The 15,103-nt window shown below is 51.6% G+C and carries 10 protein-coding genes and 2 pseudogenes; 10 read left to right on the forward strand and 2 right to left on the reverse strand.

Annotated elements, in window-relative coordinates; all coding sequences use genetic code 11:
- The first annotated feature begins 8 nt into the window (after positions 1–8).
- From Hhyl6_RS21090 to Hhyl6_RS21105, 4 genes are all read left to right on the forward strand, one after another.
- Positions 9–1,349: a glycerate kinase type-2 family protein gene (locus Hhyl6_RS21090; protein WP_483741221.1), complete on the forward strand. Its 1,341-nt coding sequence runs from the start codon at positions 9–11 to the stop codon at positions 1,347–1,349.
- Between the two features lie 418 nt (positions 1,350–1,767).
- Positions 1,768–2,526 (forward strand): IclR family transcriptional regulator, encoded by a 759-nt coding sequence (locus Hhyl6_RS21095; RefSeq protein ID WP_483741222.1) that lies wholly within the window; start codon positions 1,768–1,770, stop codon positions 2,524–2,526.
- 953 nt (positions 2,527–3,479) lie between these two features.
- Positions 3,480–4,538, forward strand: a complete 1,059-nt coding sequence (locus Hhyl6_RS21100) for an isocitrate/isopropylmalate dehydrogenase family protein (protein WP_483741223.1) — start codon at positions 3,480–3,482, stop codon at positions 4,536–4,538.
- Between the two features lie 274 nt (positions 4,539–4,812).
- On the forward strand, positions 4,813–6,282 hold the full coding sequence (locus Hhyl6_RS21105) for an ABC transporter substrate-binding protein (RefSeq protein WP_483741224.1): 1,470 nt from the start codon (positions 4,813–4,815) through the stop codon (positions 6,280–6,282).
- Positions 6,283–6,460: 178 nt separating this feature from the next.
- Here Hhyl6_RS21105 and Hhyl6_RS21110 read toward each other — a convergent pair.
- A pseudogene (locus Hhyl6_RS21110) lies at positions 6,461–7,275 on the reverse strand (IS5 family transposase).
- 338 nt (positions 7,276–7,613) lie between these two features.
- Here Hhyl6_RS21110 and Hhyl6_RS21115 point away from each other — a divergent pair.
- The 3 genes and pseudogenes from Hhyl6_RS21115 to Hhyl6_RS21125 form a co-directional block, all read left to right on the forward strand.
- Positions 7,614–8,606 carry a carbohydrate ABC transporter permease gene (locus tag Hhyl6_RS21115; RefSeq protein ID WP_483741225.1) on the forward strand — a complete coding sequence of 331 codons (993 nt, stop codon included), beginning with the start codon at positions 7,614–7,616 and terminating at the stop codon, positions 8,604–8,606.
- Positions 8,603–9,463, forward strand: a complete 861-nt coding sequence (locus tag Hhyl6_RS21120; protein ID WP_483741226.1) for a carbohydrate ABC transporter permease — start codon at positions 8,603–8,605, stop codon at positions 9,461–9,463. The genes Hhyl6_RS21115 and Hhyl6_RS21120 overlap by 4 nt, the downstream gene beginning before the upstream one ends.
- A gap of 45 nt (positions 9,464–9,508) precedes the next feature.
- Positions 9,509–9,868, forward strand: a pseudogene (locus Hhyl6_RS21125) (IS5/IS1182 family transposase); the annotation flags it as partial.
- Between the two features lie 2 nt (positions 9,869–9,870).
- Here the strand turns inward: Hhyl6_RS21125 and Hhyl6_RS21130 are convergent.
- Positions 9,871–10,692, reverse strand: coding sequence for an IS5 family transposase (locus Hhyl6_RS21130; protein WP_483741227.1), 822 nt, complete (start codon positions 10,690–10,692; stop codon positions 9,871–9,873).
- A gap of 529 nt (positions 10,693–11,221) precedes the next feature.
- Between Hhyl6_RS21130 and Hhyl6_RS21135 the strand changes: the two genes are divergently transcribed.
- The 3 genes from Hhyl6_RS21135 to Hhyl6_RS21145 all read left to right on the forward strand — a co-directional run bounded on the left by Hhyl6_RS21135 (position 11,222) and on the right by Hhyl6_RS21145 (position 14,916).
- Positions 11,222–12,385 carry an ABC transporter ATP-binding protein gene (locus tag Hhyl6_RS21135; RefSeq protein WP_483741228.1) on the forward strand — a complete coding sequence of 388 codons (1,164 nt, stop codon included), beginning with the start codon at positions 11,222–11,224 and terminating at the stop codon, positions 12,383–12,385.
- Positions 12,386–12,647: 262 nt separating this feature from the next.
- Positions 12,648–12,854, forward strand: a complete 207-nt coding sequence (locus Hhyl6_RS21140) for a putative PEP-binding protein (protein WP_483741229.1) — start codon at positions 12,648–12,650, stop codon at positions 12,852–12,854.
- 100 nt (positions 12,855–12,954) lie between these two features.
- Entirely contained in the window at positions 12,955–14,916 is a 1,962-nt protein-coding gene (locus tag Hhyl6_RS21145) for an archaea-specific SMC-related protein (protein ID WP_483741230.1), read from the forward strand.
- The last annotated feature ends 187 nt before the right edge of the window (positions 14,917–15,103 follow it).

Raw genomic sequence — 15,103 nt, forward strand, 5'->3', positions numbered from 1 at the left:
TACTTCTGATGTTTGAGAATAAAGAAGCTCTCGCAAAGAGTCCCGAACATGAACTCGCTCTTGAGTGCTTGAGTGCCGGTATCAGTGCCACTCATCCGAGGTCAGTCATCGAAAAGACAATCACGCTTGATGGAGAGACAGTCCTAATCGATGGGGCAGAATACAACATTGAGGATTACGATCGCGTCTTCATTCTTGGAGGGGGAAACGCGGCTGGTCAAGTAGCGGCCACGCTCGAAGAATATTTAGGAAATCGAATTGATAACGGTGTTGTAGTCACCGACGATCCAGTTCCCTTATCAACGGTAGACTGTATCGAAGGGAATCATCCAATTCCTAGCGAGGCTGCAGTAGATGGGACCAGACGAATACTACGATTAGCATCAACCGCAACCGAAGACGACCTTGTCATAGCTATCGTCACTGGGGGTGGAAGCGCACTGCTACCAGCACCTGCCGAATCCCTCGGACTTTCTGATCTGCAGACAATAACTGAGAAATTACTACGGGCTGGTGCTACGATAACAGAAATCAATACTGTCCGAAAACATCTATCTGAAATTAAAGGCGGAAACCTTGCAGACGTCTCCTCACCAGCAGATGTTGCCGGTCTTATTTTTAGCGACGTGACTGGTAACGATCTTAGTGCCGTTGCCAGTGGCCCCATCTCACCAGACAATACAACATACGACGATGCCTTGGAGGTGCTTGAGCGGTATGACATCGAGAGTTCCGCGGCTGTACACGACCACCTACTACGGGGGAGTAACGGCAAGATTCAGGAAACTCCTGACGAGAAGTGTGATACATTTACCAACGTAAGCGTCCACGTATTGGCAGATAATTTCACAGCCCTCTCAGCCGCAAAGGATGTTGCTCAGAAAGAAGGATATGAATCTGTAATTCTTTCCTCACACATTCGTGGTGAGGCCAGCGAAGCGGCGAAAGCCCATGTCGGCATCGCAGAGGAAATCGTCGCTACTGGAAATCCAGTCAGTCCACCTGCTGTTTTGATTTCCGGCGGCGAAACCACTGTCACTGTCGAAGGCGATGGTAATGGAGGGCCAAATCAAGAATTCGCGTTGAGTGCAGCACTTGAACTTAATCTTCCCGCAACTGTCGTCAGCTGTGTTGACACGGATGGAATTGACGGTAATGTCGATGCTGCTGGTGCACTTATTGATGCTGACACGGTTGATGACAGAGTTTCTGCTCAACACGCGTTACATAACAACGATGTTTATTCTACCCTTGATGCGTCTCAGGCACTCCTCCGGACGGGTCCGACTGGAACCAATGTAAACGATCTTCGGATAATCGTAGTTGGTAATCCACAGAAGGACTCGTGAAACGGCCTGGTTGAGTTAATTTGCAAGAGCTGATTTGAGTGAATCTGCAAGTACTAATGATACGATTATTTTGTTGGATCCATTCTCGAAATTCACTACAAATTCTAACTCTGACCGTGGGTCTCGCTGGAAAATCTCTTCTGAATCAAATCTTTGAAAATAGCCTCAGTCCTATAGCAATATAAGATACTGAATAATAGAACGGAACTGACTTCAGAAGGTAGTAAACGAATGTTCTATATTTAACAAATAATAATCGGACACCGGCAAAGTATAATCATTATATCTCGACATTTGAGATTATCAAACAGTTATTCCTTTGATTGTATAATATAAGGTATCACTTGCCATGATACCTCTTAACAGTCCGCGTCCCGCAATACGAAACTTTATACTTGATGGGGGAAAAACGGTTGATATGAGCGATGGAATACCGATGAATTCGACGAAGAAACTATTTAGAATCGTTGAAGAGTTGCGGGAGAGCAACGGCGCAAGAATATCTGAATTGGAAACTTCGCTGGATTTGCCAAAAAGTACGATCCATCGGCATCTCAAGACACTCGAACACTTGGAATACGTTACGAAAGCTGGAGATATATACTATGTTGGCTCTCAATTTCTTTATGTTGGTACCGCTGTACACAATCGTGAAAAAGTATATGCTAATATCGAGCCACGAATCAAAGATCTCGCTACGGAGACTGGGGAACGAGCGCAGTTCATGATTGAGGAGCATGATTACATGGTCTATATCCACCGTGAAACCGGAGATCACGCTGTTCAGACCAATACACAACTCGGAAAACAAATGCCGATTCATGCTACCTCAGGGGGAAAAGCGATTCTTGCTGAAATGACGGATGAGGAAATATCAAATATTATTGAACGCCGCGGATTGCCAGAAATCACTGACAATACCATCACTGACGAGGGAGCATTCTTTGATGAACTTCAAGAAATACGAGAGACAGGTGTCAGCTACAACGACCAGGAGTACATTGACGGATTGCGATCTGTATCCGTTCCAGTCGTTAAGCCGAACGGTCAACCTCTGGGCGCAATCGGGATCTCTGGTCCACTGAATCGGTTCAAAAATGAGCTTTATCAACAAGAACTACCAGACAAACTTCTGGGAGTTGTAAACGAAGTCGAGCTGAATATGAAATATGCTTGAGTCGGGTATCGAGAAAACCACTTTTCAGAACTGAACTTCCACACTCAAGAACAAGACTCCCTCTAATAATAGGAGCACGTCTATTATTCTAAATTAGTGTAAGCAGATTAGTGGTCATCCCGCAATGAGGAATCTTAATTAATTGTCACCCATGATGGTGGAATTGCTAGGCAGTAACGCTCTTCAGAAGCGCGCCATTAGTGTGATAGAAGATGGTTTGACCCGCTCTCAGACAGCTTTTCGACATGGCTGCATAACATCAGCGACAAAGCTGAAATATTCTCAGATTAGCGCAAGCTTGATTTTTTAAAGATCCTTGATACCGCAAGAGCAACCGCTGCGACGCGATGTGTGACCCTCGAAGGTGTTCATATGAGAATATCCACTCGTATAACTTCCTCACGGTGAATGACTGCTTCTCTCTGGTAATTCTCGTCATCTTCGAGTGGTGGTGCGGCCGTGGCCCTAACAGGAGTACTCCTGATATGTCCGATAGCTACCGTGTTTGATTACAGACTTAGGGCAGGCAGAGACCATCATGCCAGCGAACCCACTGGTACAGGTTCGTGGCGTTCGTCGCTAAGCAACTCAAACGGAGAATATTCTGTTTGGATTAAGCTGCCGCGTCACCCCTTGCTCACAACACTGTCTTATTTCTCCACCTCTACAACCAACAATCTAATTCGCGAAACGTAGCTACATTCCATCAGTCATACAGTGAAACTAAATCTGTTATATACGATCCCGACTGTCCTGTATTATGGAACATAATATGCGATGCTGAAAGGTAGCGGCCGAGTCAGGCCCTCTAACGGTTACAAACACCACTATGGTGACTGCTGTCAAGCATGCGCATCGAGACATTCTCTTATCCGCTCTATCTTTCGTCTCGAGTAACTCTCTCTTCCAACGGTCCATAAAATATTTATGACGGTAGGAAAAAAACAGGGGTAATGTCGTATGATGTTGCAGTGATTCCAGGCGATGGTATCGGAAACGAAGTCGTAGACGCGACAGAATCGTTGATGATCCACCTGGCAGATGCCCATGGAGTAGATATCCGAACGACTGAGTTCGATTGGGGGAGTGAACGTTATCTAGACGAGGGATCACTCATGCCCGACGATGGTCTCGACACGCTCGAGAGCTTCGACTCGATCCTGCTCGGTGCCGTTGGTCATCCAGAAGTTCCTGACCACGTCACGTTGCGAAACCTTCGTTTGCCGATTACGAAAGGGTTCAATCAACACATCTGCAAGCGACCTTCCTACCTTTTTGAAGGTGTTGAGAGTCCGCTTTGCGGGTACTCTGGGGGGGACATCGATTTAGTCGTTTACCGCCAGAACACCGAGGGCGAGTACGCTGACGTTGGAGGACGCGAACACCAGGGTTTCCAGAATGAAGTTGCCGTCCAGTCGGCGGTCTACACCCGTGAGGGCACAGAAGCAATCGTTCGGGCTGCTTTCGAAGCGGCGACAGAGCGCCGTGGTAAAGTTACGAACGTCACGAAATCGAATGCACAGGCATATGGAATGGTCTTCTGGGACGAGGTTGTCACAGAAGTCAGCAAAGAGTATCCCGAGGTGACAGTAGAGCGCCTGCTCGTCGACGCGGCTAGCATGGACTTCGTGCGTCGTCCCAACGAGTTCGACGTCGTTGTCGCATCGAACCTCTTCGGCGACATTCTTACCGATATCGGCGGGATAATCTCCGGGAGCCTTGGAATCGCCCCCTCGACGAACATTAATCCCGACAGAGAGTATCCGTCGATGTTCGAGCCGGTTCATGGAAGCGCGTTCGATATCATGGGAGACGGGATCGCGAACCCAATTGGAATGGTGCTATCGATGTCCCTGATGTTCGAACATCTTGGAGAAGCCGAAATCGCAAACGCACTCTGGGACGGAGTATCGGAACAATTTGCGGACGCAAACGCACCCCGCACCCCGGACCTTGGAGGTAACGCAACGACAATGGATGTCGCTGGGGATCTTGAGAACCGTCTGCTCTGACAGAGTCTTTTTCAAGAGTACTCACTGTCGCTTGATTAGAACGTTCGGGTGGTCAATATAGTCTTGGCGATTATTGGCCTTCTCGAATCCGGAACACGATTTAATTTTCAGTATTTGAGAGTGATTAGATAGCGATTCATCCCCTGTTATCTCGAGAGAAACTCAGACATGCTGAAATGGGCTTGATTCGACGGGGTGAATAGCGCCTGTCCCAAAATATTAGTTAAATCATGGAAAATTATAAATGGGGTTGGTGGGAATGACACGATGTACCATGACAGACGAAACGACTGGTACGGGTAATTCCCGATATAAGAGCCGCCGAAACGCGTTGAAAATAATGGGTAGTACAGTTGCAGCTGGTTTAGCCGGATGCTCGGGTGGTAACGGAAATGGTGGTGGGTCCGGTGACGGATCAGGCGGTGAAAACGGTGGTTCTACCGGTACTACGCAAACGAAACCGTTCAAAGGCCAGGAAATGCTCTTCATCAAGGGAGACACCAATGAGCAGGTGAAGACACTACTTGATGAGGCCAAGCAGGAGTTCAAGAAGGAAACCGGTGCTACACTGAATATTGAGTATGCCGGCTCAGGTGGTAGCCGATGGAAACGGATAGTTCAGAAACTGCAAGCTGGGAATCCTCCGGAAGTAGCAAACAGCCAGGTGTCATACGCCGGGAGCTTGGTACAATCAGGTCAGCTTGCACCGATGACGGAGTTGATGGAGGAACTAACGGATCGATGGGGAGAGCCCGCAGACTTCGCACGGTATCGAACGGACGGAGAAGAGTGGCTGCCGCCGTGGAACGTCGAAGTCGCGAATATGTGGTTCCGCCAAGACGTCCTTGAGCAGGCGGGACTCAGCAGTGACTTCCACCCGGACACGTGGGATAAGTACCTCGAATATTCGAAAGCGGTAGAGGAAAACGTTGATGGCCTTCACGGCACCTATATTCCAGGGGGCAACACTGAGGCAGGGCAGGGTACGTTGGTCTCTTGGATGCGAACGAACGAAGTCCAGATCGCCCAGTGGACCGGCGACAAATTCGAGATCGCGTTCGATAAAGGAGATAACCGCGAGCGGATGGTTGAAGTGCTGGAGTTCCTGAAAGAGGCGCAACAGTATTCACCCGACGCGACAGGTGCGACTTGGAATGATCAACTCCACAGCATCTCGTTCGGCCTCTCTGCATCGACGTTCTACTCCGGTTCCCGTCCCAAGAACCACGTTGGCCACCACGAGCAAGCCAGTTCCTTCGCCAAAGCCGTCCACGGAGCCGGTGGAATGCCGGAAGGGAGAACACGTGACGGTCGTACCAACGTCGAACCGTACATCGTCTTCAAGAACTCGAAAAATCCCGAACTGGGTAAACGGTTCGTAAAGTTCATGCTCAACAACCCGTACTACGCGACCGGACTGTGTTGGGCCGACGGACCCTTCCAGGCCCTACCACCGTTCCCCGGACACAGGGAGTCCGATTCGTGGCAGAAGAAGATCAATTCGGTCGGGAATCACTGGACTGATGAGGACATCGCGTCCCATACGCAGGAAGCGACACAGCACGGGGTCGTGAGTGCCTACGAAGCAGAGCGAGCAAACCCTCACATGGGCACACTGCTAACGTCGTATAAGCTTGCAGAACTTAACAATGCGGTGATGGCACGTGATGTGCCGATCGACGAGGCTCTTGATACATACGGTAGCGATATGCAAGAAATCCTGTCTGATGCACAAGAGAGTTAGGTAGCTAGAGCATCCGCATATTCCGTTCGGACCGTTACCCCGGGTCTGACACTCGTACTCCTCTTTCTCTGTCCCTAGATTACTCCGACAACCGAGGCACGCAATGAATACAGATCGCGTATGACGATGCTACGCATAGAATCAGCGGCTCTGTAGTTTCGGCACACTGCGGTTGATTTCACGGATATCTCACGCTGCGGCGAAGGTTGTAGACGGTCGCTTTCAGCAGCATCTCACGGAACTCCAGCCACCAGCTACGCGCACGCACGGCAGCGCCGAGCGTGCGCTTGATTGATGAGAAGACGGTCTCGTTCATTGAGCGCCGGTTGTACCGATCACTGTCCATGCGGGCGTTGTGGGCGTAATCGAGCGGGTTCATGATTCTGTGCTTGATCAGCGGTCTGATGCCGTTTTCGCGAGTTCGTCGCGGAAGGCTTTCGCGTCGTATCCACGGTCGGCAGCGAGGCTCCGCAGGTCGCCGGCGTTTCGCCGGGCGACCTGCGGGCCGATCTTCGGTTTCTTCGAGGTGGTCGAGTGGATGTCGGTGATGTACAGCGTTTCGACATCCACGAGAGCCGTGACTTTCAGCGCCCGGACGCGGTAGTGCGTGCGGTTGACGTAGTGGCGTCTGGGTTGATCGCGGTCGAAGCCGGTCGAGTCGATGGCGACATGGCCAGTGCGTTTCTCGGCTGACGCGCCGAGAAACGCACGCCACGTCTTGGTTGGAATCCGCGCAAACCACGTGCGGAGGACGGTGTAGTGTGGCAACCGCGTGAGGCCGATCTCTTCGAGGACACCGGGCATCTCGCTGAGCAAATCCACCGCGACGCGGTAGGATTTGCCCAGCTCGATCCGGAGTGCATGCAGCGTGAGCATCGCCCATTTGGCGAACCCGCCACCCCCTTCGGAGTCGGCAGGTTTGTCCGGGCTCTCGACAACTGATTTAGCCTTAGCGACCGTAACACGCGTGAGGAGACGGAATTCCGATACCAAACCATTCTGTCTCTTCGCTTTCTACGGCAATAACGCAGTCGCGGCGTCTCCGTCTAGCGAAACTACAGAGCCGAATCAGCCATTGTTGATTAGTTTCCGTCCCCGGCTGAACTTCACCGTTCGACCCCGATCTCACCAAGGTATCTCACGATGGTGTCGTGCCAACTCCTTCTACACTTTCTGGTAGAACGCCTCAAGCCTCTGTGTCTGTACACTAAGGTCGGCTAAACGACCGATATCTACAACCACAGACATACCCCTTTGTTCTTGGCGCCGAACGGTGTTCGTCGTCGAATGAGCAGGAGGGACCGACACCAAAGATTTAATATACCCACATCATGATTAACCCAATAGGTTCCATGCGAGGCGTAAACACAGACCGTTGGAGCAGATGGATTCATGACGAACGAATAACCGACAAAAGGGAACGGGTTGAGGACTACCTGTCAAATACATATGTTATGGGGCTGTTGACAGTAGTCCCAGCAGCGACGATGTTTACGTTGATCGTCCTCGGACCGATAGTCTGGGCGTTCATTGCTGCGTTTTACGAAATTCCAGCCTATAGCCCAGTCTGGGAATTCGTGGGTCTCAGTAACTTCCAGGCATTGCTGTCCGATCCCGCATTTTTCTCGGCGATACACACGAACCTCATTTTTGCGGGCGGTACGACCCTCCTCAATACGATAACGGGCGTCGGGGTCGCATTGTTACTCAATCGGGATTTCAAATTTAAGAAGTATATTTTCCCGATTGGATTGCTGCCTTACCTCATCCCGACCGTGTTCGTGAGCTACTTCACACTCTGGATAACAAACCAGCAGTGGGGAGTTTTAAATCAGGCTCTCTTGATGTTTGGAGTCATTAATGAAGGTAATCTCATTGCCTGGTTCAACACCCCTATGAAGGCTATGACGACCCTGGTCTTCGCTCACAATTGGAAATTCGCGTTCTTCGTTACGATCCTGGTATTAGCCAGACTAAAGAGCATCCCGGACGACATGTACGAGGCAGCCGAAATGTCTGGTGCGACCATGTACCAACAGTTTAGGGATATCACGTTCCCTTACATCAAAAACGTCCTGTTCATCACCCTCTTACTACGTGGTGTGTGGAACTTCAACAAGTTCGATATTATCTGGACTCTCACCAAGGGCGGACCAGGAAGTGCGACAACTACAGTACCCGTTTACGCGTATATGAAGGCCTTCCGTTTACAGCAACTTGGCTTGGCGGCAGCGGCCTCTGTCTTCCTATTCGCATTCCTCTCTGTCATCGCTATCATTTACTTTAGTGTTGCGGAACCCTCCCAGGAGGTGCGAGTAGAATGACGGGTCGAATTCTGTCTGTGTTAGCAACGGTGGGTGGAAATGCGAAGGCGAAGTACGCAGCCCTTCGACAAGGACAGAACCTCCTTACTGTTCTCGTCATTCTCTTCATCCTGTTCCCGGTGTACTGGATCTACAACTCTGCGTTCCACGACGTGGGGTCAATTCTAAACACGCCACCGCAATTTCTACCAATCAATCTCACGCTTCAGAACCTCGAGGTCCTGATAGCCGAGACTTCCTTCCCAGTGTTCTACGCCAACAGTATAATTCTTGCAGTTGGCGTTATCTGTTTGACTACCACGTTGTCGACCTTGGCTGGGTATGGCCTTACGCGGTTGGATCTCCCGTATAAACGGCTATTCGCACGTACGATACTCTTCGGATATATGTTCCCTCCGATCTTGCTGGCGATTCCGATGTACATTATCTGGACAGAGGTCGGGTTGATCAACAGCCTCCTTGGAGCAATTATCGCCGTGTCAGCAACGGGACTCCCACTGACGATCTGGATTATGTGGCAATTCTTTCAATCGGTTCCTATATCGTTAGAAGAGAACGCACGAATGGCAGGCGCCTCTCGATTCAGAGCGTTCTACGAGATCGCGCTTCCCGTCGCACGCCCAGGCATCGTCGCAGTCGCAACATTCTCTTACGCACACGCGTGGACAGCGTATACTATTCCGAAGATATTGTTAGTTAAATACGAGGCGTGGCCGCTAACCGTTGGCATTGAGGCCTTCCTCACCCAATCCAGTGTCCAGTGGCCGCAAATTATGGCAATGATTGCGATGGCCCTAATTCCCTCGTTTATTTTCCTCTATATCCTTCGTGATAAGTGGGAAGTCATCAGCGTCTAACTCATACCGCCTGCCTATCATTTCCACAGGGTTGGTCTACGAGGGTACGAGACAAATACCCGGCCGAATGTTGTCCGCCGGAACGCGGACGACCTGCTGTCCGTGGCAGCTGACAAAGTCTTCCACAACTGGATCACGAAACACGAGTTCTACGCACTCGGTGTCGAGTCATTCATTTTACAGCGTGGGTCGAGACCGTTGACGCTAGAACGTAATACGCTCACCTGGTCAGAAGGGTACTTTCCTCTTTAGATGGCCGAAACGTCGCACTCGATAACGAACCGCTCGCTCAGCGATGCTGTGCGAGCGCTCGGTTGGTATCGACAGTACCGTGAAATCGTTCCCATCTTCGCCATCTCGAACATAGAACTACTCGGCTCTGTAGTTTCGGCACACTGCGGTTGATTTCACGGATATCTCACGCTCCGGCGAAGGTTGTAGACGGTCGCTTTCAGCAGCATCTCACGGAACTCCAGCCACCAGCTACGCGCACGCACGGCAGCGCCGAGCGTGCGCTTGATTGATGAGGAGACGGTCTCGTTCATTGAGCGACGGTTGTACCGATCACCGTCCATGCGGGCGTTGTGAGCGTGATCGAGCGGATTCATGATCCTGTGCTTGATCAGCGGTCTGATGCCGTTCTCACGGAGTTCGTCGCGGAAGGCTTTCGCGTCATAGCCGCGGTCAGCGGTGAGGCTCCGCAGGTCGCCGACGTTTCGTCGGGCGACCTGCGGGCCGATCTTTGCGTCGTGTTTCTTCGAGGTAGTCGAGTGGATGTCGGTGATGTACAGCGTTTCGACATCCACCAAGGCAGTGACTTTCAGCGCCCGAACGCGGTAGTGCGTGCGGTTAGCGTAGTGGCGACTGGGCTGGTCGCGGTCGAAGCCCGTCGAATCGATCGCAACGTGGCCGGTGCGTTTCTCGGCTGACGCGCCGAGAAACGCACGCCACGTCTTGGTTGGAATCCGCGCAAACCACGTGCGGAGGACGGTGTAGTGGGGCAACCGCGTAAGTCCGATTTCTTCGAGGACACCGGGCATCTCGCTGAGCAAATCCACCGCGACGCGGTAGGATTTGCCCAGCTCAATCCGGAGTGCATGCAGCGTGAGCATCGCCCATTCGGCGAACCCGCCACCCCCTTCGGGGTCGGCGGGTTCGTCCGGGTTCTCGACAACTGATTTAGCCTTAGCGACCGTAACACGAGTGAAGAGACGGATTTCGGATGTCACACCGATCTGTCTCTTCGCTTTCTACGGAGATAACGCAGTCGTAGCCGTCGCGTCTAGCGAAACTACAGAGCCAACTACTCTAACCCTGATTCTACATCCATTTTATAATGCACTTCGCTCCGCCTCTACATCCGCTTGATCCTCTTGGTGATCTCGTCAATCGCTTCGAACCACTGTTCCACCACAGTTCCAAAGCTCCATTGAGCGTGTGTTCGCGGAGGAACTCACGCTTTTGGTCGCTCCATAGCGACCCATCGTAGGTAAACCGTTTTGAGCCAACAACGAGGTCACCTCGTTGCTGAAGTCCGTCCGCTTGTCTACCAACATTTTGCGATCGCGAGCGAGCACACGGTAGCGGCGGTCTTCTTTGGGTGAAACGTATAGCCGATCAGAAATAATATCTCGTACGACTAGTCAAGATACCGACGGGGCTGTCAACTCTATTTCCGGTCCACTCTGTTTCAAACTAATTGACAATATACCGTTCTACCTACAAAAGTATTATAATGGTCTGTAGTGAAGGGGTACTATGGCGACAGTAGAAGTAAGAGACTTGCAGAAGGTATTCAATACCCCAAACGGAAAAGAAACGGCAGTTGACGGTGTAAGTTTCTCGGTATCCGATGACGAATTCTTGACGCTAGTTGGACCGTCTGGATGTGGGAAAACGACCACTTTGCGTTGTATCGCTGGATTGGAAACTCCTACAAGTGGGGATATTTTCCTTGATGGTGAGAACATCACTGAAAAACCACCTAACAAGCGCAACATTGCAATGATGTTCCAATCAATTGCGTTGTATCCTCACATGTCTGTGAGAGAAAACATTGGGTACCCGTTGAAGGTAGATGGCGTACCAAAAGAAGAGCGAAAAGAACCGGTTGAAGAGGCGGCTGATATAATGCAGATAAGGGAAATGCTGGACAAACATCCGGGAGATCTAAGTGGCGGGCAACAGCAGCGTGTCGCTTTAGCACGGACTATTGTCCAAGAACCGAAAGCGTTCCTCATGGACGAGCCCCTCTCCGACTTAGACGCTAAATTAAAAGTCGAAACTAGGAAAGAGATACAAAAGGTGGACAAGAAAATGGGGAAGCCCATGTTTTACGTTACGCACGATCAGACGGAAGCGATGACGTTGAGTGATCGTATTGCAATTATAAACGACGGCAGCATAGAGCAAATTGGAACACCAAAGGAAGTTTTCCACCGTCCAAATAATATGTTCGTCGGGCAGTTCATTGGTGAATACAGTATGAGTCTGCTGGATATAAACGTTGATTCAGTCAGTGAAAGCTACGCTTCGTTAACTGACGGTACGAACGAGGTTGAATTACCGGTTAAGGAGACGGCGTCCCTGCAGCCTGGAACCAACGTGGTATTGGGCTTCAGGCCCGAAAACACGTCTGTGCACGATGATCCGAATGAAGGTGTATTTAAGGGCGAAATATCGTTAACCGAAACGTTTGGGGAGAGAACGGTAGTGACGGTCGATATGGCCCGGGGTGGCACAGTAGACGCAGTTACCAGCTCGGAACGGGATCTGGTAGTTGGGACATCTATCTCCATCTCATTAGATAAGAACAAGGCACATCTATTCGATCCCGACACCGGAGAGATAATTGTCCATACCGCTGGGGGGCAAAAAATCGATCATTCCGGTAAAGACGCGAGTACGTCAACGACAGTGTAATTTGCTGGTTCTGGTGAATCGCTGGGCGGCGTCGCCTTCGACCGATGGAACTGGGAGATGAAGCAGGAAACCGCCGATGCTCTATGTCGAAGAGCTCTCGCTTCACGAGCAAAGTCTTTCAATTAGATGAAAATGTTGTACGCTCTTGTGAAGTAGATTGTTGACGGCCAGAGCTGTGGCTGAAAGTCGAAGCTTTCGCTATCACCAATCTACTACGCAAGAGTGCTAATATAAATAGGCGATATAGTCATAGCTCCCCAATATGCCAGTAGTCTGGTTGAGTGCGATTAGTAACAGTGACGTTGAGACGAGTATCTGTGGGCAAGCGCCGTCGAACCCTCGCATGACTCAGGAACTCATCGATACGGGTATTACTTCCGTCAGCGTCAACGTCAACGCCGTCTACGACGCCCAGCGCGAAGCTAAGTGCGTCGAAGAACGGCTCATTCTCGAATCCGTTCGAGACTGACACCCTTCAGCGGTCTACCAGACTATTGGGTGCGATTCTATCTCCCCACACTCCAGTTCCCGATACAGGATTTTAATAGATGGAACTCATTCCGTGATGTATGCCCACCTCAGAACAGGTTTCACAGACAGCTGAATTCACCGTCGAGAACATCGGTGGTATCGACAGTACCCAGGTTTCGATTCCACCCGGCGTAATTGTCCTGACCGGTAAGAACGCAACCAACCGGACGTCATTCCTCCAATCTATCATGGCGGCTATGGGAAGCAATCAGGCGACACTCAAAGGCGATGCCGACGAGGGACGCGTCCAGCTTGACCTCGGCGGTGAAACCTACGAACGGACGCTCACCCGAGCGGGTGACGCAGTCGCCTTCGATGGCGACGGCTACCTCGACGATCCCGAGGTCGCCGATCTCTTCGCATTCCTGCTCGAAACCAATGAAGCGCGTCAGTCTGTCGCCCGTGGCGACGACCTTCGCGAGATTATCATGCGCCCCGTCGATATCGACGACATTAAAAATAGAATACGCGAATTAGAAGACCAAAAAGACGAGATAAATGACGAACTAGCTACTATTGAAGGTAGAAAAACGGACCTACCCGAACTCGAGCAACGTAAGAAGCAGATACAGGAACAGATACAGGAGAAAAAGGAAAAGCTTGCGGACAAAGAAGGAGAGATAGACGAAAGCAATCAAGATATCGAGACGAGCCGAGAGGAACAGGAAGAGCTAGAAGCAAAGCTCGACGAGCTTCGCTCGACGCGCTCGGACCTCGAATCGACCCGTCGCCAAATCGAGACGCAAAACGAGAGTATCACGTCACTCAAACAGGAGCGAAGTGACCTGGAAGCTGATCTCGAGGAGTTGCCCGAGACGCCGATGGGCGATCACCAGCACCTCGAATCCGAGATCGAACAGCTCCGCGAGAAACGCCAAACACTGAACAGCCAGATTTCCGACCTCCAGAGCCTCATCCAGTACAACGAAGAGCGACTAGAGGATGAGGACTACGAGGTGCTCGAGACGCTCGACGAGACCACCCAATCTGAATCGAGCGGCTCGCCGACCGACGAACTACTTGCTGACGGCGATGATTCGGTCACCTGCTGGACGTGTGGGTCGACGGTCGAACGACAGCAGATCGAGGACACTGTTGAGCGTCTCCAAGAACGTCGGCAAGACCTCATACAGGACCTCAACGACGTCAAGTCCAAGCTTGAAGACTTGAAAGCCGAGCAGCGCGAGGCGAAACAACAACAGAATCGGCGTGAGGAGATCGAGCGCAAGCTCGCGGACATCGACGACGAAGTTGAGAGCCGCGACGCCCAACTCGACTCACTCAAATCCCAGCGCGAAGAGCTGACCGAGGACGTCGAAACGCTCGAAGCCGACGTTGAGGACCTCGAATCTGAGGACTTCGAGGAAGTGCTCTCGCTCCACAAAGAAGCCAACCAACTCGAGTTCGAGATCGACAGTCTGGAGTCTGATCTCGAGGACGTCACCGAGGAAATCGAAGAGATCGAGGCTATGCTCGACCGTGGCGGCGACCTCCGAGAAGAACGCGAGGACTTAGTTGAACAGTTGACCGACGAACGGACGAAGATCGACCAGATCGAAGCCGACGCCGTTGACGAGTTCAACGAGCACATGGACGCGATGCTGGAGATTCTGGACTACGAGAATCTCGACCGGATCTGGATCGAACGTGTTGAACAGACCGTGCGGGAGGGCCGACGGAAAGTCGACCAGACAGCGTTCGATCTCCATATCGTCCGGACCACAGAGAACGGAGCGGCCTATGAGGATACGATCGAGCACCTCAGTGAGAGTGAGCGTGAGGTCACGGGGCTGATCTTCGCGCTCGCTGGCTACCTTGTGCACGACCTCCACGAGACGGTCCCGTTCATGCTGGCGGACTCACTGGAAGCGATCGACTCAGACCGGATCGCCCAACTCGTCGAGTACTTCGAAGAGTACGCTGAGTACCTTGTGGTGGCACTACTCCCGGAGGACGCACAGGCGCTGGACGACGACGTGAACCGCGTCACCGCTATCTGAGCGACGCGACTCTCAACGTCACCTTCACAGTTCTCGGTCTCGCAAATACGCGCTCAGATGGCAAATGCTGTGGAGGCACAGATATCCTGCCAGCATGGGGGTTCAGTAGGAAGGTGGTGAGAGCACTGATGGTCGTCCGTCAGAATCTCCCGTCCAGACACCGAGGGCAGTAATTTAATTGGCTGTC

It is taken from the genome of Haloarcula sp. H-hyl6 (assembly GCF_056934455.1).